The sequence below is a fragment of the Haloferax elongans ATCC BAA-1513 genome (genome assembly GCF_000336755.1).
In the GTDB taxonomy this organism is placed as follows: domain Archaea; phylum Halobacteriota; class Halobacteria; order Halobacteriales; family Haloferacaceae; genus Haloferax; species Haloferax elongans.
On the sequence record NZ_AOLK01000015.1, the window covers coordinates 259,215 to 284,757 of the forward strand.

At 57.9% G+C, this 25,543-nt stretch carries 20 protein-coding genes and 2 tRNA genes; 7 read left to right on the top strand and 15 right to left on the bottom strand.

What is annotated here, in order from left to right:
• Window positions 1-5: 5 nt before the first annotated feature.
• A complete protein-coding gene (locus tag C453_RS07985; RefSeq protein WP_008323765.1) occupies window positions 6-3,875 on the bottom strand; it encodes an Eco57I restriction-modification methylase domain-containing protein in 3,870 nt (1,289 codons plus the stop codon).
• Between the two features lie 347 nt (window positions 3,876-4,222).
• On the opposite strand from C453_RS07985, the gene C453_RS07990 reads away from it, so the two are divergent.
• Window positions 4,223-4,675 carry a hypothetical protein gene (locus C453_RS07990; protein WP_008323766.1) on the top strand — a complete coding sequence of 151 codons (453 nt, stop codon included), beginning with the start codon at window positions 4,223-4,225 and terminating at the stop codon, window positions 4,673-4,675.
• A gap of 551 nt (window positions 4,676-5,226) precedes the next feature.
• On the opposite strand, the gene C453_RS08000 is transcribed toward C453_RS07990, so the two are convergent.
• Window positions 5,227-5,775, bottom strand: a complete 549-nt coding sequence (locus C453_RS08000) for a phage NrS-1 polymerase family protein (protein ID WP_008323769.1) — start codon at window positions 5,773-5,775, stop codon at window positions 5,227-5,229.
• 631 nt (window positions 5,776-6,406) lie between these two features.
• On the opposite strand from C453_RS08000, the gene C453_RS08005 reads away from it, so the two are divergent.
• Both C453_RS08005 and C453_RS08010 read left to right on the top strand, forming a co-directional pair.
• Window positions 6,407-6,478, top strand: a tRNA-Ala gene (locus C453_RS08005).
• 371 nt (window positions 6,479-6,849) lie between these two features.
• Complete coding sequence (locus C453_RS08010; protein ID WP_008323770.1) at window positions 6,850-8,961, top strand: vWA domain-containing protein; 2,112 nt, start codon at window positions 6,850-6,852, stop codon at window positions 8,959-8,961.
• Window positions 8,962-8,967: 6 nt separating this feature from the next.
• Here the strand turns inward: C453_RS08010 and C453_RS08015 are convergent, their stop codons facing one another.
• Genes C453_RS08015 through C453_RS08045 form a run of 7 tightly spaced genes read right to left on the bottom strand, consistent with a single transcriptional unit; the run spans window position 8,968 to window position 18,520 of the window.
• Window positions 8,968-9,684 carry a DUF7289 family protein gene (locus C453_RS08015; protein WP_008323771.1) on the bottom strand — a complete coding sequence of 239 codons (717 nt, stop codon included), beginning with the start codon at window positions 9,682-9,684 and terminating at the stop codon, window positions 8,968-8,970.
• The gene (locus C453_RS08020; RefSeq protein ID WP_008323772.1) at window positions 9,681-10,952 is read right to left on the bottom strand and encodes a DUF7266 family protein; all 1,272 of its coding nucleotides are present in this window, start codon (window positions 10,950-10,952) and stop codon (window positions 9,681-9,683) included. The genes C453_RS08015 and C453_RS08020 overlap by 4 nt, the downstream gene beginning before the upstream one ends.
• Window positions 10,952-11,863, bottom strand: coding sequence for a hypothetical protein (locus tag C453_RS08025; protein WP_008323773.1), 912 nt, complete (start codon window positions 11,861-11,863; stop codon window positions 10,952-10,954). The genes C453_RS08020 and C453_RS08025 overlap by 1 nt, the downstream gene beginning before the upstream one ends.
• Entirely contained in the window at window positions 11,857-12,477 is a 621-nt protein-coding gene (locus C453_RS08030; protein WP_008323774.1) for a DUF7288 family protein, read from the bottom strand. Before C453_RS08030 ends, C453_RS08025 begins: the two co-directional genes overlap by 7 nt.
• Window positions 12,474-12,923 (bottom strand): DUF7287 family protein, encoded by a 450-nt coding sequence (locus tag C453_RS08035; protein WP_008323775.1) that lies wholly within the window; start codon window positions 12,921-12,923, stop codon window positions 12,474-12,476. The genes C453_RS08030 and C453_RS08035 overlap by 4 nt, the downstream gene beginning before the upstream one ends.
• Window positions 12,923-14,965, bottom strand: a complete 2,043-nt coding sequence (locus C453_RS08040) for a type II secretion system F family protein (protein ID WP_008323776.1) — start codon at window positions 14,963-14,965, stop codon at window positions 12,923-12,925. The genes C453_RS08035 and C453_RS08040 overlap by 1 nt, the downstream gene beginning before the upstream one ends.
• The gene (locus tag C453_RS08045; RefSeq protein ID WP_008323777.1) at window positions 14,966-18,520 is read right to left on the bottom strand and encodes a type II/IV secretion system ATPase subunit; all 3,555 of its coding nucleotides are present in this window, start codon (window positions 18,518-18,520) and stop codon (window positions 14,966-14,968) included.
• A 313-nt stretch (window positions 18,521-18,833) separates the two neighbouring features.
• Here C453_RS08045 and C453_RS08050 point away from each other — a divergent pair, with 313 nt between their 5' ends.
• Window positions 18,834-19,364: a hypothetical protein gene (locus C453_RS08050; protein ID WP_008323778.1), complete on the top strand. Its 531-nt coding sequence runs from the start codon at window positions 18,834-18,836 to the stop codon at window positions 19,362-19,364.
• Window positions 19,365-19,375: 11 nt separating this feature from the next.
• Here C453_RS08050 and C453_RS08055 read toward each other — a convergent pair whose 3' ends face one another.
• The 3 genes from C453_RS08055 to C453_RS08065 form a co-directional block, all read right to left on the bottom strand.
• Window positions 19,376-20,269, bottom strand: a complete 894-nt coding sequence (locus C453_RS08055) for a DMT family transporter (RefSeq protein ID WP_008323783.1) — start codon at window positions 20,267-20,269, stop codon at window positions 19,376-19,378.
• 342 nt (window positions 20,270-20,611) lie between these two features.
• Window positions 20,612-20,684, bottom strand: a tRNA-Arg gene (locus tag C453_RS08060).
• 90 nt (window positions 20,685-20,774) lie between these two features.
• On the bottom strand, window positions 20,775-21,047 hold the full coding sequence (locus C453_RS08065; protein ID WP_008323785.1) for a Sec-independent protein translocase subunit TatA/TatB: 273 nt from the start codon (window positions 21,045-21,047) through the stop codon (window positions 20,775-20,777).
• 256 nt (window positions 21,048-21,303) lie between these two features.
• Here C453_RS08065 and C453_RS08070 point away from each other — a divergent pair, with 256 nt between their 5' ends.
• Together C453_RS08070 and C453_RS08075 are read left to right on the top strand one after the other, a co-directional pair.
• Window positions 21,304-21,810 (top strand): redoxin domain-containing protein, encoded by a 507-nt coding sequence (locus tag C453_RS08070; RefSeq protein ID WP_008323786.1) that lies wholly within the window; start codon window positions 21,304-21,306, stop codon window positions 21,808-21,810.
• Window positions 21,811-21,885: 75 nt separating this feature from the next.
• On the top strand, window positions 21,886-22,698 hold the full coding sequence (locus C453_RS08075; protein WP_008323787.1) for an HD domain-containing protein: 813 nt from the start codon (window positions 21,886-21,888) through the stop codon (window positions 22,696-22,698).
• Between the two features lie 61 nt (window positions 22,699-22,759).
• Here the strand turns inward: C453_RS08075 and C453_RS08080 are convergent, their stop codons facing one another.
• The 3 genes from C453_RS08080 to C453_RS08090 all read right to left on the bottom strand — a co-directional run bounded on the left by C453_RS08080 (window position 22,760) and on the right by C453_RS08090 (window position 24,312).
• Window positions 22,760-23,668, bottom strand: coding sequence for a mechanosensitive ion channel family protein (locus C453_RS08080; protein ID WP_008323789.1), 909 nt, complete (start codon window positions 23,666-23,668; stop codon window positions 22,760-22,762).
• Entirely contained in the window at window positions 23,665-23,913 is a 249-nt protein-coding gene (locus tag C453_RS08085; protein WP_008323790.1) for a YhbY family RNA-binding protein, read from the bottom strand. The genes C453_RS08080 and C453_RS08085 overlap by 4 nt, the downstream gene beginning before the upstream one ends.
• 120 nt (window positions 23,914-24,033) lie before the next feature.
• A complete protein-coding gene (locus tag C453_RS08090; RefSeq protein ID WP_007539501.1) occupies window positions 24,034-24,312 on the bottom strand; it encodes a ribonuclease P protein component 4 in 279 nt (92 codons plus the stop codon).
• Window positions 24,313-24,418: 106 nt separating this feature from the next.
• On the opposite strand from C453_RS08090, the gene C453_RS08095 reads away from it, so the two are divergent.
• Entirely contained in the window at window positions 24,419-25,480 is a 1,062-nt protein-coding gene (locus C453_RS08095; RefSeq protein ID WP_049907605.1) for a glycosyltransferase family 4 protein, read from the top strand.
• Window positions 25,481-25,543 lie beyond the last annotated feature (63 nt).

The following is a 25,543-nucleotide window of genomic DNA, read 5'->3' on the forward strand; positions in this document are numbered from 1 at the left end:
GATGTTTAACCACTGAGTTCGTCGTACTTCTCCAGCACCAGATCAAAGTATTCGTCAGTCATCATACGAGGATTCTGCACTTGGTAGAAGTCATCAAGTACGAACTCTGTTTCCTCGTGGTCCAGTCCGTAAGCGTGGAAGGCAGCAGCATCGATTTCTGCGTGTAACTCGGTTCGTGTCTCCTCATCCGTCGCTGGCTCAATGTCGTCCAGTCGCTCGCGCATCTCCTCAAACTGTTCACCGTAACAATTCAAACGGGCTGACCTTCGCCAGATAAACTCGAACCAGTCATCACCTTCGGTAAGATGGGGCGCTTGTGCCTCTACCAGTTTGTAGATGACAACGTTCTCTTCGGTCTTGGTTCTCATCAGGTAGTCGAATGGGAGACTGTTCAGCAGCCCGAGAGCCACAAACAGTTCTTGGTCAGTGAAGATCCGTTCGTAGATACTGTGGAGAGGGTCTTCTTCCAGATCTGCCTCTGATGGTTCTATCTTGTAGGGCCGAATAGTGTTGAGAGCGTGGTGACAGACAATGCCCTTCGGAATGGCCGAACTGATAATCGTTCTCTCGTTGGTTGACTGCGTGATGTTCCGGAATGCGAGTCGATATTCGGTGCAATCCAGAAGTACATCATCCATCGAGAGGGGGTCCCCACGACGTTCGTTCAGCAGTTCATTTACGAACCCTTTCTGAGAACCAGATCCATCGAAGGCTTGGTAGATAGCCTTCTTTGGACTGACCATCGCATCTCGTGACCGGAAGCACTTCTCCCGAATCCGCCGTTTTGCGCTCTTCTCTGGATCTTTGTCTTCGTCTACGCTCCAGAGGTCAGGGGAATCTATGTCATCAACGAAGTCTGGCGTGTAAGTGTATTGGTAGATGTTGCTTCCGCCATACACTGGATAATCACCGGCAGACTCGTCCTCGATAAACCGGTCAGAATCATTTGCGCGGTCAAGTTCTCGATACGGGTGAACAAACCAAGAATCACCAGTCTCAACTCCAATTGGTGGGAACTGTATGATCTTTCGGAGAATGTCAACCTGCTCCTTAGATTCGACATACGGGAAACTACGAGCCTCGGGAGAGAACTGTACCAGAACGTCATCTGGAATGGTGACTGCTTCGGAGTCAATCGATTTGAAGATCTCAGTATCACCTCGAACAAACTTCCCTTTGAGTTGGTCTGTCGAACCGGAATTTCGGAAAACAATCACTCCGAATTTCGCCTGACCATGAAGACCGGGGAAAATGCCGTTGTTCTCCAGCATGACTAACCGCTCCATAGAGGTATTCTCCAGAAGGTGCATGCGCAGGCCCTTCGTCGCTCCACCGTTGAAGATGAATCCCGGTAGAATCTGAGCGACATACCCATCTTCCCGAGTCAGAGAGAAGATCCGCTCCAAGAACAGTACGGACAGATCGTTTTCCCGAGACATCGTGTTACCCGCGACCGTCGAACTCTGGAGCACGTAGTCCGGGCTGTTGTTGAAGTACTCGGCCCTCAGATCGAAATTCCTCTGGTACCTCTCGTAAGCCCCGGAGATCGAGTCCTGTTCAAGAAGTTCAGCCTCCCTATCATTCTTCACTTCCGGCCCGTACGAGCGGAACTGTTCGTCGTATCGAGAGAAAAACTCCTCGCGGTTTGCAGAGAGCACGTCCCACGGTGGATTCCCGACAATGACGTCAAATCCACCGTCTGCGTAGACTGACGGGAACTCAAGCATCCAGTGGAACGGACGTTGATCAGATAGATCATCTTCGGTTGCATCGTCAACAGCAACCTGAAACTCGTGGAGAAAGTCCTTGTCTAACGACTTCCGGTGCTTCTGTTGAAGTTCCTTTGCCTTTTCTCGGTGCTTTTCAGCCTTCTCAGGGAACGCAGCACTCTCCTCATACAGTTCGATCTGCTCAATGATTTCGTCGTAGCGATCTCGGACACTGTTATCGTTGAAGTTCTCAAAGGTCTGATCTCCGTTATCGGTTTCTTCGGGGAAATCGACGTATCCGACGAGGCTGTTTCCTCGTTGAACGTTGAACCCGATGTTCGGGAGGGCGATTTCTTCGAGGTCCAGATCTTCTCTGTCTTCCTCGCGGAGTTCGGAAATAATCGACAGCCAGAGTCGGAGTTTCCCGATTTCGACTGCCGGTTCCATGATATCCACACCATAGATGTTGTTCTGGATAGTCGTCTTCTTGAGCCGATGACGGCTCGGATAGTTTTCTGGCTCCTGCCGAGTGTAGAGTGATTGCCGGACGTTCACGATCTCCTCTACTACTGACGTCAGGAAGTGTCCGCTCCCCATACTCGGGTCGATTACGTAGAGCTCATCAACTTCGGAAAGCAGCGAGGTGATAAGAGGACCTGAACCCGGTACTCCGTCAATCAGTTCATAGAGCGCATCGTATTGCTGGAGTTCGGCTTCGGGCCAGTCACGCTCCTCACGGAGTACCGTTTTGAACCGCTCCAAGAGGGCTGGTCGAACAGTTTCTTCGGCACAGAACCGCGTGATTTCACTTGGGGTATAGTACGCGCCGAGTTCCTTGTTCTGGTCGCCCGGATCGGTTGTCAGATAGTTAATTGTCTTCTCGAAGACACTCCCCAGTACACTCGGATCGATGTCGGTTGGTCCACCATCAGTCGAAAAGCGATACCGTTCGAGTAAGTCAATAATCGATTCAAGGACGCTATCGCTCACGTCGAAGTCTCGCTCATTTATCGTCGAGGAGCCATTCAGTTCTGGCCGGAACAGTCCACCGTTGAGGTATGGAATGTCAGAAAAGACGTCGATATTCTCGATTTGCGGATCACGCTCGGGTTTCTCGTTGAAGACGTCATAGAATAGCGGATCGAGGAAGGTTTTGTAGAATGACTGTGGGTATATGCCCTGCTCGTAGGTTTCTACCAACGTGTCGAGTAAGTCTTGTCGAACAATTCGCTTGTCTTCGAGGAACTTGACGAAGATCAATCGATTCATCAACTCTACGGCAAACAACCGAACGTCATCCCCATTTGCCTCCTCAGGCGATTCGATACCACCTTCTCCGATGAGACTTCGAGCACGTCGCTCATCACTTCCTCCAGAGACGCCGAATACGATCTGTATGTAGTCTTCATAGAATTCATCAGTGATCGCTTCCTTCTTTTCACTGAGTACAGTCTGAGCATCACCGATAATCGAGACAAAGTTCTCGTAGTTGAATGTGCGGAGTAGAGTCGAGATGAGTTCACGCTGCTCCTCGGTTACGACAGAGGTGGGTGCCTCCGGGCTCACCGCTGTAGCATTCTCGAACAGAGTGAGGAAAACAGGGCGAAGATCTACTTCACCAATGATGTTGTGAGTGTATGAATCGGGATCGTACCGGACGAATATCCACCGAACGCCATCCGTCGCAAATCCGAAATCAGACTCGAACTCTCGCTGACTAAGCCAACTCTCGACTTGATCAAGCCCGTGACCGCGATCTTGTAGAGGTTTGTTGACTGGCTCCGCTTCAATCAGTAATCGGGTCGAATCTACTGTAGCGATGTCTCGAAGGGAAACTGCGTAGTCGGCTTGTTCACCTCTTTCTTCAGCAAAACTCCCGGCCTCATAGCCATAGTCTTCGTATCCGAGCGTATCGAGGAGTGGTTCAATTACTCGGTTCTTCGTCAAAGGTTCCGGGTCAAGTTGATCCGTTGTGTGTTGTGATTTTAAAATATACCGACCAGACTCATGCTGAAACATCCCGTGGAGAAAGTCGTCATCAATTTGATCTCGGAGACGTCCGATGCTGTCCGCAATTGTCTCGATAATCCGGTTTTCGTCGGCTTCCGTTACTTCTGTCTCGAACTCAGAAAAGTCGAATTCGGTTTGGGTCCCTTCAGTAGACATTCGTGAGATAGCCAGTCATTCTTATCATGGCCTAATCAAAGTGACCGTTTTTTATACAGCAGACTCCACCCACTCGGAAGCACAGGGCGGGTGTTGCGAGAAAATTCGTGGTTGGTTGAACACTGGTATGCTCTTTCCAACTACGACATAGGGTCCCAGAACTGTAGTTGACTGTCGTAGGAATCCGAAAACATGTATCTCGCAAACAATCCCATGGAAGGTCTGAAAACCCTTTGATAGGGGTTATTAGAGGGTGAACGCGGTGGTTTTGATTAACTACCGCACTGTCTTCACAACTCGTCAAGTCTCCCCTCAATTATTTCTGAATCCTGTTTGAATGGCTGACCATGACTTCCCGCAACCGCTACTACCTTGATCTTGAACGGACAGAAGAAGACGAAAAGCAGAAAGGAAGGGCTGCTCTCCAGTGGTTACTTCAGCAGATGGAAGAGGGGCCATACGAAGACGGGATCATTGCAGCACATAGGCAGAATATGGCTGAAACAGTCGCTAAGGGGTTGGGCGAAGATCTTGTGGATGGAATTACACAACCATCTGACCACTCGGTAGACACCGAACATGGAACTCTCCACCTTGTGACGAACCGAATCGATCCTCCAGTCCCACCCGCTCGGATGGAAGGACCAGCAATCATTGTAGACCCTGACGAAAAGATCATCACCAAGATCGAGGATGACTCCTATGTCGAGGAAATCTGTGTCATCAACTGGCCCCTTTCAGATGCCACAACAGAATGGATAGAGGAACATTCCCCCAGTCGGTTGACTGTGCAAAAATAGCCTCATTGAATAGACGACTGTTGGTACACAGAGCCGAGAGTATACCTACCTGATATTATGCAGATGGGAGCGTAGGGCGAGGTTCTCCCGGACTCTACAGCGAGAAAACACGGGTTGGTTGTTGAAGGATGTCGTATCTACTCACTCACGAATCAGTAGAGGTCGGGAAGAGATAGACCATCAACCAGCGTATCACGTTTCTTCGGACATCTGTACCCATGTTCGGCCACACACCAGCCTTCGGTTCGGGCCAGACTGGGGCGTTCCGGTGGGTCCCCCACGGGGCCTTCCAGTTGTACACTATACACATCGTGGTTCGGGGAGTAGAAGGCCTGATACGCCGTTTTCGCCCTATTCAGAACCCGATTCGGACTGCTTTTTTAAGCAGGGTGGGATGTACACTTCCGACTGCGTATCGCTCTCGGTGAAGTCGGACAGTTTCGCTTGTTCTGTCTCCACCATCTCCGTCTTCACCATCACAGGCTCAGGATCACCGTTGGTTCGGATGGCGTACTTGACCACTTCGACCCTCGGTGGTGAGTATCCCCGAGTCATCGGTGCTGGACGTAGTGACCCGAGAACGTATCGTAGTTCGTCCGGACGGCTGTCTGGATGGTTCCGTCCCCGTACGTCCGTCCGTCAGCGTAGTGAACCTCATCCCACTTCTCTCGCATCCGGTTCGATGCGCGGAAACAGTCGTCGATCAAAGGTGCGTCTTCCTGACACCAGAATGCGAGATCTGCTACCAGTGCCATGTCTGCTTCCGATGCCGAGGGGAATCCGGCGTCGGAGCCAGCAGGTGAGTCCCACCGACCCAGTGCCCGTTGTGCTTCCGGATGACCGTCCTTCGCATACTCCTCCAGCGTCCGACGGACGTCTTCGGCTCGGACACTGACTGAGTCACGTGAAACCGATTTCAAATCGAACCGTGACTGTTTCGTCACTGTCTCGACTGAATCAGATCGTGTCGGTAGGTACTCCCGCTGGATGTCACTTGGCGCGCCCTCGACGTCGTCTCCGGTCCGATGACCGTCTCTGACGGTATCGTAGGGACCGATCTGATTGCCTGTCAGTACGACGTACTGGCCCGCATCGTACACCTCGATAGAGTCTTGAACATGATTTGTATGCTTATTTGGAATGAAATTAACTGTAAAATGGACGAATAAAATAAGGATTGATGAGAAAAGGTTTCTACAAGGATTCTTCGCAAATCAGTCTATATTTTCAGAGATACAGGTTCTTGAACCTCCCATCAACAGATGTCTCGTCCATGGACGATCTATACAATGCCAAATATATTTCTAATTCTAACGACTGGAACTCATTGCCATCTGCGAGACCACGTATATGAGGTGGACGGCGAACCACAACTCCAAGACTCGATGCCCATCCGTGCCGAGGTTCGACACCAACCTCGGCGTTGGTTCTGACCGATGCCCCGGAGTCGAGTCGTACCATGGTTGTCGCCGCCACCCGATTGACTGATAGCCACTCGACACCCGCCGCACGCACTCGTGCGTGTGACGGGTCGGAATCCACCTCACTCCGAACGGTTGGTTGTCGTTCGCTCCGACTGGGCATCGCCCAGTCCGGTTCTCCCGAAACAGACGCTACAGCGGCGTGTGTCTGTGGTTCGGTGGTTCGGTTTCGACTACGCCAGTGTCTCGCAGCCGTCCGACGATTCGAAGCCCTTATTTATTCGACCGGGAAATGAGAAGATGCGTTAGCGGGCTCGTAGATCAGGGGTAGATCACTCCCTTGGCATGGGAGAGGCCCCGGGTTCAAATCCCGGCGAGTCCATTTCTGAACGAAGTGAAGAAATTGACGAGCCGAGCGCTCGCCACTGCGAGCGCGTGGATTTGAAGCCCTGAAAGTCGCGCGCAGCGAACGGAGTGAGCGAGCACGTCTTTCTCCGGGTTCAAATCCCGGCGAGTCCACTCACTTCCTTTCGGTCGTTTCACTCCCTCCAGTCGTTCGTGGACTCGCCGACGTCCTACTCGCGTACGCTCGCGGGACTCCCGGCGAGTCCACTATTCTCCGCGACACCTGACTCGTCGGACCAACCCGGTGGTCTATGTAGGACCAACTGAATAGCCCGTAAACCGTTCTGTCAGTCTCTGTGACACTCTTTGACGGCAGATTTAACCCATTCTCTGTGTTATGTGCTGCAAATGACCGGGCTTCGAACTGACGTTCGTGCAGCGTCGGAAGTCCTTGGGTACGTTCTCCTCTTGGGGATGGTGTTCGCTGGGATGACGACGGTGCTCGTTGTCGGTGGGAGCCTGCTCGACGACGTGACGTCGCAGAACGAAGGACAGTCAGTCTCGATGGCCTTCTCCGAGCTTGACGTTCAGATGACCTCACTGACCAGGGGTGAGGCCGCAACCCGGGGCGAACTTCGAATCGGGACCGAAGTTGGACAGCACGCGCGCGTCGAACGAAATGGGAGTTTGGCCGTCAGTATCAACGACCAGTGTACTGCGACAGTGCCACTTTCGTCTATCCGATACGAAACCGAAGACGGGCGAACGGTTGCGTACGAAGGCGGCGGTATCCTCGAAGTGTCGGGTGGCGGCACTGCTGCGGTCCTCTCTCCTCCGGACGTGACCTACGCCAACGGAACAGTCGATATCTCGGTCGTGAACGTCACCGGACGAGTCACGGGAGCGGAGACGAAAGTGGCGAAGAACCTCGACACATCTGCGGCGACGTCCGCAAACATCACCGACACGCTGTTCGACACCAGCCACGACTGTGGCCGACCGAACAATGTCACCATCACCGTCGAGAGCGACTTCGCGAGAGCGTGGGAACAACACCTCCGAACCGAATTCGACCCCGAAGAAAGCGCACTGGAACGGACCGGTCGAACTGTCGAGTTGCAACTCGGCGCGAACGACCTCCCACCAGAAGCAAACGACAGCCGAAACGAGATCGTCCCGGCGAGTGCATTGGAAGTCGACGACACGAGCAAGACTATTCGCGTCCAGAAGGACGGTGCACAGAACGTCACTTACAGTGTCTACGTCACCCCGTTAGGTGGCGGCCCGCAAGTGAGCCAAATCGAATCCGTACCTGGTGACGTCACCTTCAGAGAGCCAATCGATGTGGTGTTCGTCATCGACGAGTCCGGGTCGATGGCGGGATCGAAGATGCAAAACACGAAGCTGGCTGCGAAGTCGTTCGTCGGGTTGATGAACGACAGTCGAGACAGCGCAGGTGTCGTGGGCTACAACTGGAGTGCCACGTACCACTCAGAACCGTCGCAGTCGACCTACATGACGAGTGATTTCTCCAACACGAACACGAGCATCGACGGGCTCCAGACGGATGGCGGAACGAACCTCGAAGACGGGCTCCGCCGCGGCCACGCCATGCTCGACCTCGAAGCAAATCCCTCGAACGAACGCGTCATTGTCCTCCTCAGTGACGGTCAACCGACGGTCGACCAAGACCCGGATGCGACACCAGTCGACATCGCAGACGAGATCGGTGACGATGGTATCACGGTGTACACCGTCGGGGCTGGCTCAGAGTCGAATTTCGACCCACAACTACTGAAGGACATCGCCAACGAAACAGGCGGCACCTATAGTCACGCAGAGGACCCCGAGGACCTCGACGACGTATTCAACGAGATCTTCAAGACCATCGCAGAGTCGAATCAAATCGTCCGCAAGCCCGTGTCTGTCGCGTACAACGTCGGTGGCGGGACCTACTATCCGCGAATCGTCGGGGAAAGTAGTCACGTCGCGAGCACTACGACCAACAATACGACGGTTCTCAACGTCAACGACCCCGCCGCTCCGGGCCAGTTCAGCTACTCGCAGGATGTCCAAGACGGTGAGGTGACGACCCTCAAGCCCGTCACGATGGAGTGCGAACCGGAGGCGCTCGAACTCACGAACGTCGTCCACTCGAACGACACGCGAACTTACCGCGAAGTTCGCTGTACCGACTTGGTGAACAGCTCGGTCGACACCATTGACGAACCATCGAATATCACACTCTACCGAGACGGATATAACGTCTCGTCACTGCTCGACCGCAAATCTGCGTGGTGGCAAGACGACCTGCGAAACGACACGTTCGACGGTCTGTTGCACGCGAACGACACGCTCGACCTCAAGAGCAACGAGGTCGTCGTCGTCTTAGAGTATCCCAACGGGGACCAAACGTACAACCGAATCGTCGCACTCTACCGAATCGGCCTGCCGGACGAAGAGACTCGCCTCGATTACATCGTCGATGTGACAGTCACCGACGTCGAACTCGGTGAATAAACCGCGTTAGACGCGGAATTCGACCGAAATCGTTGTTTTCCGAACGACGACTCGGTCGACGTTTTCACACGACGCTGTCTCCGTCCCGGAGTCGTAGACCCAGTCGCCTCCAGCGAAATGCCGCGCTAACGCATCGGAACTATCTCCTTGCACAGAGACGTTGACAGTGACCGTTCCTATTGGAATTCGACTGGAAGGGTAGAGTAGCCTACTCGACTGTCGACGGGTGATAACACGGACAGAACTTCCCGAGATACTGGACGAGTCAGTCGTCTCAATATCGACCAGAGAGACGATCGCCGCCCCGTCTCGACACGTGAAGTCTGGCGGCGCAATCATCACGGCATCGTCCTCGGACTGGCGGACGACTGCTCCGCTTTCGTACGAGACACGTGCGTCGTCACTGTGGAAAAACACTGACCCCGAAGCGTTCCACGTCTGCCCGTCGATGGTGACGACGACCGTCTCGTTCGGATTCACCCCGAGAGACCCGTCACTCGTCCCGACATCAGCACTCTGTGTCTCGGCCCGCCCCGATTCGATGGCGTCTATGTCGGCCGCGAGGACTTCGAACGCCAGCGCCCCGTTGTCTGCCTGTTGGGCGGATTGCAAGTCAGAGAGCGTGACGTACCCGAGGGAAGAGACCAGTCCGACTGACGTCGTAACGAGCGCGAACACGAGGACGAACGAGACGACCTCGCTCACACCGCGGTCGCGAGTCATGGCGTCACCTCGACTCGCGTCACGAAGTTGGTCCCACTGTACTCGTACCGAACCGTGACGACGATGGGTTCGCCCGACATATCGACGTCACCGTTCTCGTCGGCGAACTCGTTGAAGTACAGCGTGATGTCGTCGCCGTCGTCGACTTCTATCGAGCCCTCGTCATCGTCGTCTTCCTTCGCCTCTAAGTCGATGATAAGACCAGCACGGGGGATAGACTCTCCACCGCCGTAGTCCACTCGACGGTCCTCGCCACTGGCGGTCGTGTAGAACTCGACACCTTCCGGTGGCGGGTCGTACAGCCTGTCGGTCAGGAGTGTCACGTCGTCACTCGTGTTCACTTGAATCTGCTTCACTGTCACTGCCGTCCCGAAAGTGTTCGTGAAACTCATCTGCACCCCTGCATCGGTGCCGTCGCCTTCGAGGTCCGTCGTAGTCACGTCGTTGTTGTACACAAGGCCAGTGACTCGAACAGATTTCTCGATACTGTCGGACCGGCCGTCGTCGTCGCTGACGGTGAGGTTCACCGGGTGAACCCCCGGGGTCGCAAACGAGTGAGAGATGGTCTCTCCTGATTTCGGTGTCCCGCCGTCGAACGTCCAATCGTAGTCACTCAGCGTGGTTCCGAGCCCTTCAGACGTGGATGCGCTAAACGAGATTGACTCACCAGGTTCGGGTGCAGTTGGGTCAAAGACGAAGCCCGCAATCGGCCGAGGCTGTTCGGCAGGCTCTTGAGCCACTATCGAGCGTGTGACGCCGGCACCGACACCGATGTTCGGCGACACATCCGACCGCTCGTTCAGGTTGCGTGGTTCAATCTCACGAGTCGTTGGTTCTGTCTGGAGATGGAACCGGCCAGGCGCTCGTTCCTCGATAGAGACGGGCGTCTGATTCATTACTGGCACCAGGATGGTCTCCTCGCCAGACGCTGTTCGCAATGAGAGACACGAGTCAGCCCCGAGTGCCTCCTCGGAACACGCACTTCCATCTTGCAGCGAGACGGTGTACGATTCGCCCCCGATTTTTCTGGAAAGTCGGAGTTCCAGCGAGACTGTCCCCCCCGTCTCCGAGACGGAGTCGAGGCTAGCGATGCCAGCGGCGATTCGATTACCAACCGTGTTCAGTTCTTGTCTGGTGGCTCGTTCTTGTTCTTCTTGGAGGGCACCACTGGCGCTCACGACCAGCCCACTGAGTAAGACCGTGACGATGGCGATTGCGAGCACGTGAGTAACAGTCGTGGAAACAGCACGATCGTCTCGGACGACCATCAGACGCCACCTCCGTACACGCTCACGTTCTGTGCGCGCTCGTACGAGACACGCGACCGGTCGTACTCGGTTACGACGTGCGCAGTCCAGACAGCGTCCGACCGGCAGGGGATAGTGGGGTCACCGACCACAGAACAGTCGGAAGCACCCACGCCAGTTCCCGTTCCGTTCACGACGAGTTCGTACCGAAGGCTGGTCTCGTCAGTTCCTCCGTCGAACGTCACGTCGTACGGTCCGGTGAGTTCTTCTTGGAACGACGGGAACGTGCAATTGCCTCGGAACGTCGACCCGGAGACGAGGTCGAAGAGAACGCGGTCGCCCGTCTGCTGGCACGTCACTGTCGGTTGCGGAGCGTATCCACTCGTAGTTATGTTTAGCCCCGGGCCGCGGCTGTTCCGTTCGATATCGTACGTCAGGCTGTTACTTTGATTGTCGACAGTGACTTCGAACGACTCGGTTTCTGAGGCGTTGACGTTGAGCGTGAACCAGCCGATAGCGCGGTCTGTGACGCTCGATGTCGGGTCAATAGAGCCGTCCGAACGCTGCACGACCCGACTCCCAAGTGTACTGTTCACCTCGTCGTAGGTGACGTTCACCGACACCGGAGACGAGTCACCGTACGATTCGGCGAGGAGGACGTTGTATCGGCTCGTGTTGTTCTGTACCGCATCGTGGATTGCACTCGAATCGTTGTAGACGGACGCGTGGTTGATACGTATCAATAGCTCGGATGTCGTCTCTCGAACCTCGTGGTTGAACAGTGTTGCACCACTCGCAGCGACGTCGGCGTCGCCACCGGTTCGTTGTTCTGTAAAGACGACACTGTTGAAAACGACCGAAAACGAGACGATGAAAACCGCGACAGTGATGGCAGCGACGAGCAACAACTGCCCACGTTCGTCCGTCACCATACTGTCAATCGCACCTCCACGACGTTGTACACGGGCCCGTCGACCGCGTTCGGTATCGGGTAGTACCCTCGGCTCGACCCGGGGTCAGTGTGGCTGTAGGTGTGTAACTCGGTGGTTGGTGACTGATTACTCGTCAGTGTCATGTTGTCGTACAATGTCAGTCTGTAGCTCGCCGTCACTGCGGTCTGACCCGGCGGCCCACGCCAGACGAGTGGCTCTGTGACCTGCCCCCCATTTTCTCCACGTGCGACTAACACGACGTTGTACGACCGGCCGCGGGCCCCGAAGACGGAGACGAGTAACTCCCCGAGTTCTCCCTCCGGAACGCCGTCACCGTAGCCTGCCTGTCGGTTTGTCGCGTTGATGAACGCTGCACGGTCCGGATTCCACCGGCGAACGGTGTACGAGAGGTCCTCTGTCTCCGCACTGGATGCGGTCAAGAGAACGTCTTGTGCCTGGTGCCGGAGTTGCGTCTGCGTCTCGGCGTCGACGGTCCCACCAGTCGACGGTGAAAGAACCAACGACTGGTGCGCAAAGAGCAGCGCGGTGAGGAGGAACGCGGACGCGACGAATCCTTCCAGCGTGAACGCCTGCCCGCGGAGTCGGTCCGTCACCAGACACGCACCTCCAGTCGGTAGGTCTCGCTGCCGTGTCGGACGAGACGTGTCGTCCGTGCGGCGGGTTGGCCGGTGTATCGCTCACCACCCGAGAACGTCGTTCCGTCGAGCACGACGACTGTTTCGTTACTGTCGCGAATGGTAACGTTGACTCTGGCGCTCTCCGGAAGCGACAGGCGAGTGCGCAACATGTTTCCAGTGGGGGTCGGCGCGAAGAACGCATCTGCCGCAGTCTGGTCGAGTTTGTTTTCGTACCCTGCGACCGTGATGTTCGTGTGAATCGTGGTCGCTACCCGACCAGCCTGTGCCGACTCAGACGCTGTGGGACCTGCCTCGAACGGCGTCAAAACTCCTGGGAGGAAGGCAAAGAGAAAGGCGACTGTCAAGAGGAACACACTCACGCCGACTGCGAAGTCTTGTGTCGTCTGTCCGCGGTGTGACATCAGCCGACCACCGTCCACACGGCCAACGCGAGCGTCTGGAGGATGACGACGAACTTGACTCCCGCCAGCAGGTCGGCGTTGCGAATGTACCCGCTGATGAACCCAGAGAGCACTGCTTGCAGCGTGACTCCGTGGAAGAACAGCAGTGAGAGCAAGTCGGAGTCGATAGCGCCGCCGAAGCTCGGACCACCACTGACGCCACCGCTATTTCCCGATGCCTGCGAAGTGAGCCCCGACATCACGTCGAGGAACTGTGTCTTCAGAATCGCCATCACGGCCAAGAGCGTCACGTAGGTCATGAGGATGATGGCGACCTGCATGCGAGTCCGCGCGATGCGCTCGCGCTCGATGTCGTCTTGGTTCTCGGAGGTTTGTGCGGCGGTCGTCAGTACCTCCGTAATCTGGCTCGACGCCTCCTGTGCCTTCGTGATGAGCTTCACCGTCCGGGCGAGTCGCGGGATGTGGTACTTGTTGTTGAACTCGATAAGCGCCTCCCTGAGGCTCATCCCGTAGTGGACTTTCGCGTGCATCACGTCGAACTCGTCGGCGAGCTTCCCGGACGACGTATCGGAGACGGTCTTAATCGATTCGAGGAGGGTCTGGCCCGTGTCGTTCGCGCTCGAAAGCTTTCGAAGGTTGTCCGAGAGCTTTCCGGTGATGGCCGTCCGCGAGTGGACGTTCCAGCCGTGGAAGATGGCCAACGGAGTCGCGACGAGGTACACCGGGACGTAGAACCAGATGAACGTCCCCCAGACGGGCCGGTTGACCATTCCCTCCCACGACGTCGGCGCAGACCCACCGAGGGCCGCAACGGTAACGATGACTGTCGCGGTGGGGACCGTGAGTACGAGCGTGAAAAGCGGGTTTTGCTTGAAGAAGATGTGCGGTCGCCGCAGCAACTGCTTCGTCTTGAACGTCCCCTCGCGGTTCTTGATGCGCGAGAAGATGCTGAACTCACCGATGTACGATTCGACGAGGCCCATGTGGACGAGCCCTTCCCGCTGTGACCCTTCGAGCCGGTCGCTCCCGTCTCCCGGCGAGAGGTAGCCGTCGCCGATTTCGTCCTGCTTGACCGTCGAGACGAGTACGAGGAACCCGACGCCGGTCAGTGGAATGAGACCGTACACGGTCGCATAGAGGAGTTCCTGCTGTGCCTTCCCGAGCATGCTCATGATGACGAGGATGATGATGAGAAGCAGCGGGAACAGAGAGAGCGTCATGTACATCTCTCCGAACAGTTCCATCGTATCCAGCGTCTGTTCTTGTTGCTGTTTCGCCGTCCGCAGGTGCTTGTCTTTCTTGTCGTCGAGGAACCCCTCCATGTCACCGCCGGAGTTGACGATAGAGAGCATGTCCGTCAGGAACTGCGAGAGTTCGTGTGACGGCGTGATGAGTGCCTGCTGGCGAATCGCGTTTCGGTAGTCGGTGCCGAAGTACTCCGTCTCTTGGACGATACTCTGGAACTCGCGGGCGACCTCTCCGTAGGTGTCGTCCGCCTTGGCCATCGCCTCCAGAATCTCGAGTTGGTTGAGCCCACCGACCGAGAGGGCGTACATGAACGAGATAGCGTCCGAGAGAAGCATGTTTATCTCGCGTTTCCGCGCGGACGCCGTCGAGTACGGAATCGCAACGAGCGTCCCGAAGCCCATCCCGAATCCGAGGAAGCCGAAGACGAGACCCGAGATGACGACTGCGGCAGGCATCGCAAGCGAGCGGAGCAGGTTCGCAGTCGATTCGCTCGCAACGGGGATGCCGAGGCTCAGCTCCGACGCGGAGAGGATGCCCAGCGCGAAGATACCGTAGCCGACGAGCATCCCGACGAGCCACAAAAACAGGCCGACGAGGACGCCGACCGCGAGCGCTCGCGAGAGATACAGTTCGACAGTGTCCGGCATTCGAGCTTGTTTGAGCTTCTCTTCGACGTCGGCGACGAACTCTCCATCCTCGTCGAACAGTATCTTGAAAAGCGGATAGAACGCGTCACCGAGGGTGTCGGTGTCCCGGTCGAGCCCTGACGAAGAGTTTGCGTCGAGACTGCTCATCTACTCACCTTCACCGGGTTTGTCGTCTGACCCAGACTCCGATTCTGACTCAGTCTCAGACGCTACTTCTGACTCAGTCTCTGTCTCTGCTTCATCCGACGAAGAACTGGTCTCCGCGAATTCGAACTCGCCGAACGCGTCGTCGCTCTCGTCGCCAGCAGATTCGTCGGGGGTGGCGCCGTCTGCATCGTCGGTGTCCGGCGTCGAGGGCGACTCGCTCGCGTCGGTGACTGTCTCCCCACCATCGGCATCGACAGGCGTGTCTGTGTTGTCTCCGGTCGCCTGCGACCCACCACTACTTGCGGATGGCTGATTCACGTCGAACGTACCCAAGAAGTCCCCGAGGTCGACGTCGTCGGTGTCGAGGTCCGGGAAGTGTGCACCGTCCGAGATGTCGATTCCGGCTTCGCCAGCAGCGTCTTCCAACTCGTCGCTCGTGAGTGCGTCGAACAGGTCTGCTGGGCCATCGCTGTCGTCTGGAACACTGCTGTCGGCCGGGCTATCGCTGTCCTCGTCGTCACTGTCGGCCCCCGCTTCGAGAGCGGGCGTCTCCGACTCGCCTTCGAGAGAGGACGGCCCGTCGTCTTCGTCGAGCGCTGGCGTCTCGTCGCCACGTTCGAGTTCGTTTCGGTCGGTGCCCTCGTCGAGCGCTGGCGCGTCGAGACGGTCATCGAGCGTGTCGGCTTCGGGCCGGTCGCCCGGTTCCGCCTCGATGTCGGGTTCGCTCCGCATGTGTGAGAGCGCTTCTGCGACGTCGCCCACGTCGCGCCCGCGGTAGTCGGGGAAGAGCTCCTCTTCGGCTCGTTTGAGAATCTCCTTGGCGAGCTTTCGGACGTGTTCCGGTGGGTCGGGCCGCGGAACCATCTCCTCGCTTTCGGGGTCGATGTTGATGTGGACCGACTCCATCTCGCGGAGGTCTTCGAGACTGCGTTCGAGGTCGTCGGTCGCCATCAGGCCGAGGATGGTATCTTGGTCGTTGATGAACGCCTGGAACGTCGCGGCGACCTGGGTGTAGGTGTTGAGGCCGCGGTCGATGAGGTACGCGAGGACGACCTGCCGCTTGAACATCTCCAAGTCGAGCGTCTCTTGGTCCCACCCCCGGTCGAACTTGATTTCTTCGAGCGTATTCGACGACCCCATCTGGAGGAACTCGTCGGCCTCCGCTTGCCACTGGTAGATATCCTGAACGTTGATTTCGTCGTTTTCGGGGTCGTAGTGGTTGATTTCGGTGAGCGACTTGTTCCGGCGAACCTTGTTGCCGCCGACCCGCGTCGACGTCTGAATCGACACGAGGTCGAGCGCCGTGAACATCGTCTTCGAGACGTTGATGGGAGCCGTCGTGAAGCGCTTGAGGACCTCGCCGACGGAGTCCGCGTGGAACGTCGTGTAGGTGGTGTGCCCCGTGGACATGACCTGAAAGAGCGTCCGCCCTTCCTCACCGCGAATCTCACCCATGACGATGTAGTCGGGGCGTTGGCGGAGCGCCGCTTCGAGCAGGTCGAACTCGTCGACGTCGCCTTTGTCGTCGTCAGCGAACGAGGGTCGCGTGACCGACGCAATCCAGTTTCGCTGCGGGAGTTCGACCTCGCGGGTGTCCTCGATGGAGACGATTTTCGTGTTCGACGGGATGAAAAGCGACACGGCGTTGAGCGACGTGGTCTTCCCGGACGCAGTCCCCCCGGCGAAGATGAGGCTCTTGTCGTTCTCGATACAAAGCCAGAGGAACGCCATCTCTTCGAGCGAGAACGTCGACCAGTTGATGAGGTCGATTGGCGTAAAGGGAACGTCCTTGAACTGCCGGATGGTGTAGTTCGTCCCGTGGTCGGACACCTCGCGGCCGAGGGTCAACTGCGCGCGTGACCCGTCGGGGAGCGTCGCGTCGACCTGCGGGCGTCGCTTCGAGATGCCCTTCCCGGAGCGTTGGGCGAGTTTGACGACGAAGTCGTCGAGTTCGGTCTCGCCGTGATAGACGTTCGAGATAATCTGCTCGTAGTCGGAGTGGTAGACGAACACCGGCGAGTTGTAGCCGTCACACGAGATGTCCTCGACGTTGATGTCGTGTTTGACACCGTCGATTCGTTCGTAGCCGATGAAGTCGCGCCGAAGGTAGTACTGGAGCTTCTTGACTTGATAGTCGTTGAGTTCTGCCGTATCGTCGGCGAGGACCGCCGGTTCGGGACGGGCGGCGATACCCTCGATTCCGCCGAGTGGTTCTCCAGCACCCCGTTGTTCGGGATGACTTCCGAACAGTCCGCCGAGACCAAGGCGGTCTGCGACGCCGCCGAGAAGTGGTGAACCGGAGTCCTTACTCGGCTTTGCGTTGGCGGGCGTGTCGTCGGCTTCCGCCGCACGGTCGCCTTCATCACTCCCGCCCGCATCACGCTCGCCTTCCTGCGATTCGTCTGTATCTTCCGAGGATTCCCCCACCTCAGAGGAGTCATCCGTGTTGTTCCCGCCGAAAAGCCCACCCAATCCGAGTCGTTCAGTGAGGCTCTCGGCACCGTCGTTGACGCCATCGGTTGCAGCAGCACGCTCGGTCGCCGGCGCGTCGTAGAGGTCGTACCGCGACAGCAACTCGTACGTCTGGGCTTCGATGACTCGCCCGCGGTTGTCTTCGCCGCCTTCGCCACTGACGAGTCCCTCGTCGCCGTATTTGATTGCAGTCCGAAGCTTTCCAGTGAGGAACTCCGTCAGGTCGTCTTCGATGCGGTTGAGGTAGGGTTCGACGACGTAGTACTTCTTCTCGTTTTCCTTGATGGAGTGGAAGATGATGACGAACGAGTAGGGCTTGTTCACCCAGTAGCGTTCGACCTCTCTGAAGTGCGTCTTCTTCTCCATCGGAACGGACTTTTCGAGGTCGTATCGATTCGCGAACGTGGTGGTTCCGTCCACGCTGGTGAAGAACTCGTCCTCGTCGAAGTCCTGCTTGACGTCGACGGTCCGTTCCTCGACGACCTCGTCGAGTTCGCTCGCTCGCTTTCCGCCGCGTGCCAGTGCGTTCTCGATGACCGAGGGGTCGAATCCGAGGGCGTCTTCGCTGTCGAAGCGCTCGATGTTACCCTCGGCGTCGCGCGGGCGAGAACCGTCGTCCTCGTAGTAATACTCGCGCTTGTAGTGTTCCCACATCCACTCGTCTTTGACGACGGGTGTGGTTTCGGGGTCACAGAACGCCTCAAACTGCTCGTGAATGTCTTTCGCGTGCGCACCTCGCTTGCCGACGAATTCGCTGACCTCGACCGGGTGGAAGTCGAGGTACGTCTCGGGGTCGAGACTGACTTCGGTCCAGTCGTCGCGGTCAGGAGTTGGGATTTCTCGCTCTTCGCCGTCTTCCCAGCGAGAACTTCCCGGAACGTCGGCACGGGTGCGAGGGTCGAACCCATAGAGAGCTTCGACATCGCCATCGTCACCGAACTCGTCGAGGAAGTCGGCCCACGTGTACTCACCGACGCGGGCGTTCGACCCCTCCTGCGTTGAATCGGCGTCGCTCTCGATAGGCGACTCCGCGTCCCCCTCCAACGCCTTGGGTTCGGTTCCATCGGCGTCCTCGGTTGCCATTGTGCTCCGGTATCCGGGGTGATGGAAAAGCTTTTTCTCAAATAATTCACAATTTAAGTTTATTTAAGTGTCTTTTTTATAACCATTTATTAATAGCCGAGTCGCTCGAAGACGGATATTTCAGTTGTTTAATTGGATATTTACTGTGGGAAACCGGGAGACCGAACCACGAATGAACAGCAATCAATTCCCTTTGGGTTGTTACTTCGGTCGAACTCGCTGTCAACCCTTGTCGCACGTTCTGTTGAGTGGGTGGCTCATCACTTTCGAGCCGGTGCGAATAACTATGATATCCCTCTGAGATAATTCAGCCATGGATCACCTCACACTCGTCGTCCTGCAGCAGACGCCAATCGCGCCACCAACGGACCCCAGTGCATTCACCCGCTTTTTCGGCTCCACAATATCCGCCGCAGGGACGTTCCTCGGAACGCTCATCCTCGGTGCACTCTTGCTCGTACTCGCGCCGGATTTCACCGAGAACGTAATCGACACAATCGAAGAGAAGCCCGGGCCATCGTTCCTCTGGGGACTCGGTGTCTTCGTCGCGTTCATCTTCGTCATCATCGCGCTCGTCATCACCTTGATCGGCATCTTCCTCGCCATCCCGCTCGTCATCGTGATGATATTCGTCTCGTTGTTCGGCGGCGCAATCGTGTTCATCTTCGTCGGTGAGCGACTCCTCGAAGCCGCAAACGTCGACACGTCCCGCTGGGGTCACCTCGGTGTTGGTGCGTTCGCCGCGACTGTGCTCGCTGCCATCCCCGTCGTCGGCGGCATCACGAACTTCGTCGTCAACACTGTCGGTGTCGGTGCACTTGTCTACTACTGGCGCAACAGCTAATTCGAGACTGTTCACCCACTCAGTTCCGAACGAATCGCGTTCCGCTTTACGAGCAGGAACCCGACGACGATAATCGCAAACCCAACTGCGACCGAGGGTGCGAGCGCCTCGTCGAGTGCTGCCCAGCCGACGACCGCCGCGAAGACCGGTGAGACGTAGCCGACGAGGTTGATCTCTATCGGACCGAGTCGGTCAAGCAACTCGAAGTAAAGCAGGTAGCCCGCTGCCCCTGCGAAGGGGACGAGATACACGTACGCAGCGACGACTGTCGGCGTCAGGTCGACGTGCTGTGGTTCGCCTCGAACGAGGCTCATCACGTGGAGCAGTCCGCCCCCGAGCAACATCAGCCAGCCCTGGTACGCCGCTACCGGAAGCGTCGTTCGGAGCGGGCGGGTGACGACCCCTCCGAGAGCGAACGCCGACGCCGAGAGCACCAGAATTCCGACTCCGAGCGGGTTCGGTGAACTCACGGCGTTGGGGTTGGGGTTGGCGACGACGACCACGCCGACCAGCCCGAGCAGGATGCCTGCGAGCGCAACCGGACTGAGTCGTTCGTCGGGGAGCACTGGACGGGCGAATCCAGCAGAGAGTACCGGAATCGAACTCAGGACCACGGCGCTGACGGCAGAGGTGACGTACCCCTGTCCGATGAACAGGAGGCCGTTGTGGACGGCGATAAAGAGCGTCCCGCCCGCGACGACACTCGGAAGGTCAGAGCGGCTGAGTCGCCACCGCTGTTTTCGAGCCGCACCGTATCCGAGGACCAACAGCCCGACGAGGTCGAATCGAAGTGCGGCAAAGAGCAACGGTGGAATGCCGGCTAAGCCAGCTTTGACCGCCGGATACGATGCACCCCAGAGAGCGGCGAGAAGGAGAAAGGCAGCAGCGTTTCGGTACCGGGTCACACAAGGTGTCGTCGGGTGTGGGTGGTGAGCGTATCGGTTCGGGCAGTTGCGACCGGTTCGTCAACCCTCTGTTCGTCACGGTTGCGAGACTAAACGGGCGTGGCGGGACTCTCGTGAGCAGAGCGAACGAGAGTCAGGAACGCCCGTGAAGGAACGAAGTGACTGAACGGGTGTGACGAGATTCGAACCTCGGTCGCTCACTTCGTTCGCTCCCTGATTCGAATCCCGCGTGCCCGTCACTACTGCTCGCTGCCGCTCGCAGAAGATGACGGGCGTGACGGGACTCTCGTGAGCAGAGCGAACGAGAGTCAGGAACGCCCGTGAAGGAACGAAGTGACTGAACGGGCGTGACGGGATTCGAACCCGCGATCGAGAGGTTAGGAACCTCTCGCCCTGTCCACTAGGCCACACGCCCTCCCGTGATTTCTCTCGGGGGTGGACAAAAATCGCGTGATCAACCCCCCGTGGGGGGTTGGACGGAGAAGACGAAGAAGAGCTGCAGTGACTACTCAGACGTGGTAGTCGACTCGGTCGCCGTCTCGGTCGACGTTTCGGTCGTCGTTTCGGTGGCGTCCTCGTCGTCGTCGCCGTTCATCTGCTGCAGTTCTTCTTCGATTTCGTTGCGTCCGCGTCGGAACTCGCCCATGGCCTGCCCGGTAGAGCGCGCAAGTTTCGGAATCTTGTTCGCGCCGAACAGCAGGATGAGCACGAGGAGGACGACGATCAGCTCCGGCCCACCCGGGAGTCCCGGGAACAGGGGGGTGATGGTCTCGAACATCGCTGTTTCTGCCTAACCCTGTGTTAATTATAGGCTTTTTGCCTTCACTGACCTCACGAACGGACGAATGTCGGGCATTCGGACGTACCGTGTGCCGTGGGCTAACGGCCGAGCGACCGCGAAATACGTAAAATATCTTCTGGCCGGGGGCTACTGTGACTGATGGTAGCATATGGCACAAATAAGTCACGATTAATCAGCCCCGAAGACCGCATGCCGTAGCTGTAAAGTAGGTGCCGTCAATCCCCTCTATTGTATGGTATCTGTCGGCGACACTGCACCTGACTTTACGGCACCGAAAACGGACATCGACGGCGACATCGAGGAGTTCACGCTCTCTGAAAACCTCGACGACGCTCCCATCGTCCTCGCGTTCTTCCCCGCCGCGTTCACCGGGGTCTGCACCACGGAGATGTGCACCTTCCGCGACCAGATGGCGAACTTCGACGACGTTGGTGCCACGGTCTACGGCATCAGCATCGACACGCCCTTTACCCTCTCCGAGTTCGCGGAGAAGAACGACCTCAACTTCGACCTCATCAGCGACACCAACCGCAACATCATCGATGCGTTCGGCATCGACATGGACTTCGCGGACCTCGGCGTCTACAACGTCGCAAAGCGCGCTGTCTTCGTCGTGAACGCGGACGGCGAAGTCACCTACGAGTGGGTCAGCGACGACCCCGGCGTCGAGCCGGACTACGACGAAGTCGAAGCGGCGGCATCTAAGGCAGAGGTCGAAGCCCCCGCTGACTCGGCGTAAGCTCCCCTGAGATACGCTGTCGTACGTATTTCACAGCCCAAGTCCTTTTTTGGTCGTAGCGCTATCGTAGGGCGCATGAGTCATTCTGAAGAGGCCATCAATGGCGGCCGGGTATACGACCCTGATGCAGACCACGCGTTCCCCGACGAGAAACTCAACCAAGTTCTTCCTGTACTCCTCGAAGACGAAGAGGTAAACGCGCTTCTCGAAGCCCAGAACGTCAACGCAGTCACGCGGAAGGGCTACAACGACCACGGACCCAAGCACATCGAAATCGTTCTGAATCGCGCACTTCGGCTCTACGACCTACTCAAACGTGGTGGCTGTGAGTTCAACGGCGCAGCCGACCACGGACTCGATGAAGCAGACGAGGCGGTCATCGTCGCACTCGCTGCTCGCCTCCACGACATCGGCCACATCGTCCACCGCGACAATCATGCGTACTACTCCATCCCACTGGCCTCGGACGTTCTCGACCGCTTCCTCCCGCAGTTTTACGACACTGTCGACGCCGTTCGGATGAAATCGGAGGTGCTTCATGCGATTCTCTGTCACCACCGCGAGGAAGACCCACTCACGCTCGAAGCGGGCGTCATCCGCGTCGCCGACGCGCTCGACATGGAACACGGTCGGTCGCGTATCCCGTACGAGAAGGGAGGTCGCGGCATCAACACGCTCTCCAGTCAGGCAATCAGCAACGTCACGCTGAAGGAAGGTGACAAGTCGCCAGTGCTCGTCGAAATCGAGATGGTCAACGCCGCCGGTGTCTACCAGGTCGACAACCTACTGAAAGCAAAGCTCGACGGCTCCGGGCTCGAGGAGCACGTGAGAATCGTCGCCGTCAACACGCGGTCTGAGGACCAACTGGTCGAACGTATCGAACTGTAGCCGGGGACTGCTGTACCGGAAAAAGATTCGACCGATTGAGTGTCGCGCCGACGGGAGCGTCTCAGTCGTTCGACTGCGCGACTCGGTCCATCCCGGCGACGGAGAGTTCGCCGCTGAGGGTTCGGTTCGGGTAGGGGAAGTCGATGCCCTCTTCGTCGAACCGCTTTTTCACTGTCGTCACGTACTCGCCGCGCGTCTTGACGAAGTCTGCACGGCTCGGGTTTGCAATCCAGATTCTGGACTTCAGGACCACAGCCGAGTCCCCGAGTTCCGTCAGGCGGACCGACGGTTCAGGGTCGTCCATGATGCCGTCGTGTGCCTGTGCTTCTTCGAGGATGATGTCGGTCGCCTGCTGGATGTCGTCGTCGTAGCCGATGCCGAATGGCACCTGCAGACGAAGCTTGTCCTTGGCGACGGGGTTCTTGATGACTCCATCGGTGAGCTGCGAGTTCGGGACCGTGAGCAGTTCGTTGTCGAAGGTCCGAACACGGGTCACGCGGAAGGAGATGTCCTCGACGATACCGGAATGGCCGTCCCATTCAATCCAGTCGTTGATGCGGAAGGGTCGGTCGGTGAAGATGAAGATACCGGCGACGAAGTTCGAGATGGTATCCTGCATCGCAAAGCCAATCGCCAGCGTTCCGGCCGCCGCAATCGTTGCGAGCGACTGGAGGATGTTGGGGAAGCCCGCCATTCTGAACCCGGCCGCGAGAGCGATGAACGCGACCACGACGGTGACGAGCTTCATCAGTGGCTTCTTGGCGTGTTCGTCGGCTCCGCGTCGGTCGAGATACCGAGAAACGACCGACGAGAGGATAGCCTTCCCGACGATGTAGACGGCGAGGAAGGTGACAAAAAAGCCTAGAACCGAGCCGAGGAGCTGTGCGTACGGGATGTTAGCCTCCGCGAGGAAGCGACCGATAGCGCCACCGCCTCCCTGAAGTTGGAGTGGAAGCGCAGCCAGACTCATCGGTGGAAGACGGCCGTCTTCCCTCGTGTCTCGATAAGGTCAGCATTCACTCGCTCTGCGAGGTCCGCGGCGGCGTCGTCGATAGTCGTGCCACCGAGGGCCGCGCGGAGGAACTTCGCCTTGACGAGGTTCCGTTCGGCCAGTTGGTCGTTCAGTTCGCCGACGACGGCTTCGATTCCACTCTTCCCGACCCAGACGGTGACGTCGAGGTCGTGAGCTTCTTTCCGCAGCTCTTGGGTGTCCATTGTGGACTCTACTACGTGTGAGAGGCCTTCAATAGTAAGGCTTTGATGGCCGTGTGGGTATCCGAACCACGATTTGCGAACCGTTCGGCCGATTTGGGGGCTGCTCGGTCGGGGTCGATATCAGTACGGATAGCGTTTCGTCGCCCCGCAGTGTTCACATCGGATGACGACGTGGCCACCGGCTCGCGTTCGAACGCGGGCGTCGACGCCCGGCCGGAGGTAGGCGTCGCACTCGTCGCAGGTGAACCGGCGGAACTCCGTGGGAAGGCCGCATCGGTTGCGCTCTGCGACGCGGCGAGCGAGACGCACGTACTCGCGCGCGAGGTCGGTGTCGCGCTCGGCGGCCGCCTCGCTGGCGAGTTGGTGGAGTCTCTCGATGCGCTCTTCCGCGATGGTCATGATAGGTGGGGAGAGGGGGCGAGACAAAGACGTTCCGAACTCCGGGAGTGAATCAGACGACCGAGAAGCCGGTAGCGTCAAATCCCACCCGGAAGAAACGCCGACCGTGCGCGTACTGAACTACCTCGAATTCGCCTCGCAGCTCGACCGGAGCGGTATCGGCACCGCGACCGACCAACAGCGAGCGGCGTTGGCGACCACCGATGTCGAGGTTGTCACCTCGCCGTGGCCGGACTCACCAGTCGATGCAGCCACAGCGCTGGCCAACGGTGGCGGCGTCTTCCGCAACTACGACATCGCCCACTGCAACCTCATCGGTCCCGGCTCAGTCGCCGTCGCGCGGCACGCCAAGCGAAACGATATCCCGCTCGTTCTCCACTCGCACGTCACCCGCGAGGACTTCGCGGAGAGTTTCCGCGGGTCGACTGCCGTCGCTCCCGCGCTCGGGAAGTACCTCAAGTGGTTCTACTCCCAGGCCGACGTGGTTCTCTGCCCCTCCGAGTACACGAAGCGCATCCTCGAATCGTACCCCGTCGACGCCCCGATTCGGCCGATGTCAAACGGCGTCGACACCGATTCCTTGGACGGCTTCGAGGAGCTACGCGACGAGTATCGCGAGAAGTACGACTTGGACGGAATGACAGTGTTCGCAGTCGGAAACGTCTTCGAACGCAAGGGCCTGACGACCTTCTGTCGGCTCGCCCAAGAGACTGACTTCGACTTCGCGTGGTTCGGCCCGTACGACACCGGCCCGCACGCCTCGAAGACGGTGAAACACTGGGTCGAGAACCCACCTGAGAACGTCACGTTCACCGGCTGGATAGACGACATCCGCGGCGCGTTCGGCGCAGGCGACGTCTATCTCTTCCCGACGAAAAACGAGAATCAGGGAATCGCCGTCCTCGAAGCGATGGCGTGCGGGAAAGCGGTCGTCATCCGCGACATCCCCGTGTTCGAGGAGTTCTACACCCACGGACACGACTGCCTGAAGTGCTCGACGAAAGAGGAGTTCCGGCGGGCGCTGGAACTGCTCGAACGCGACCCGGACCTCCGTCGCCGTCTCGGAGACAACGCCAAGGAGACGGCCGCAGAACACAGCCTCGACCGCGTCGGCGACCGCCTCGTCGAGACGTACGAGGAGCTTCTCGACGGCACTCTCACGAACTGATTCGCTGTCGGCAGTCGTTTTCAGAACACTATGACATAGTTTGACACACTGGCGAGAAGTCAC

Excerpts from the sequence above, each read along its gene's own strand:
- C453_RS07985 (WP_008323765.1), bottom strand. The coding sequence starts at position 3,875 with ATGTCTACTGAAGGGACCCAAACCGAATTCGACTTTTCTGAGTTCGAG.
- C453_RS07990 (WP_008323766.1), top strand. The coding sequence starts at position 4,223 with ATGACTTCCCGCAACCGCTACTACCTTGATCTTGAACGGACAGAAGAA.
- C453_RS08010 (WP_008323770.1), top strand. The coding sequence starts at position 6,850 with ATGACCGGGCTTCGAACTGACGTTCGTGCAGCGTCGGAAGTCCTTGGG.
- C453_RS08015 (WP_008323771.1), bottom strand. The coding sequence starts at position 9,684 with ATGACTCGCGACCGCGGTGTGAGCGAGGTCGTCTCGTTCGTCCTCGTG.
- C453_RS08020 (WP_008323772.1), bottom strand. The coding sequence starts at position 10,952 with ATGGTCGTCCGAGACGATCGTGCTGTTTCCACGACTGTTACTCACGTG.
- C453_RS08025 (WP_008323773.1), bottom strand. The coding sequence starts at position 11,863 with ATGGTGACGGACGAACGTGGGCAGTTGTTGCTCGTCGCTGCCATCACT.
- C453_RS08035 (WP_008323775.1), bottom strand. The coding sequence starts at position 12,923 with ATGTCACACCGCGGACAGACGACACAAGACTTCGCAGTCGGCGTGAGT.
- C453_RS08040 (WP_008323776.1), bottom strand. The coding sequence starts at position 14,965 with ATGAGCAGTCTCGACGCAAACTCTTCGTCAGGGCTCGACCGGGACACC.
- C453_RS08045 (WP_008323777.1), bottom strand. The coding sequence starts at position 18,520 with ATGGCAACCGAGGACGCCGATGGAACCGAACCCAAGGCGTTGGAGGGG.
- C453_RS08050 (WP_008323778.1), top strand. The coding sequence starts at position 18,834 with ATGGATCACCTCACACTCGTCGTCCTGCAGCAGACGCCAATCGCGCCA.
- C453_RS08065 (WP_008323785.1), bottom strand. The coding sequence starts at position 21,047 with ATGTTCGAGACCATCACCCCCCTGTTCCCGGGACTCCCGGGTGGGCCG.
- C453_RS08070 (WP_008323786.1), top strand. The coding sequence starts at position 21,304 with ATGGTATCTGTCGGCGACACTGCACCTGACTTTACGGCACCGAAAACG.
- C453_RS08075 (WP_008323787.1), top strand. The coding sequence starts at position 21,886 with ATGAGTCATTCTGAAGAGGCCATCAATGGCGGCCGGGTATACGACCCT.
- C453_RS08080 (WP_008323789.1), bottom strand. The coding sequence starts at position 23,668 with ATGAGTCTGGCTGCGCTTCCACTCCAACTTCAGGGAGGCGGTGGCGCT.
- C453_RS08085 (WP_008323790.1), bottom strand. The coding sequence starts at position 23,913 with ATGGACACCCAAGAGCTGCGGAAAGAAGCTCACGACCTCGACGTCACC.
- C453_RS08090 (WP_007539501.1), bottom strand. The coding sequence starts at position 24,312 with ATGACCATCGCGGAAGAGCGCATCGAGAGACTCCACCAACTCGCCAGC.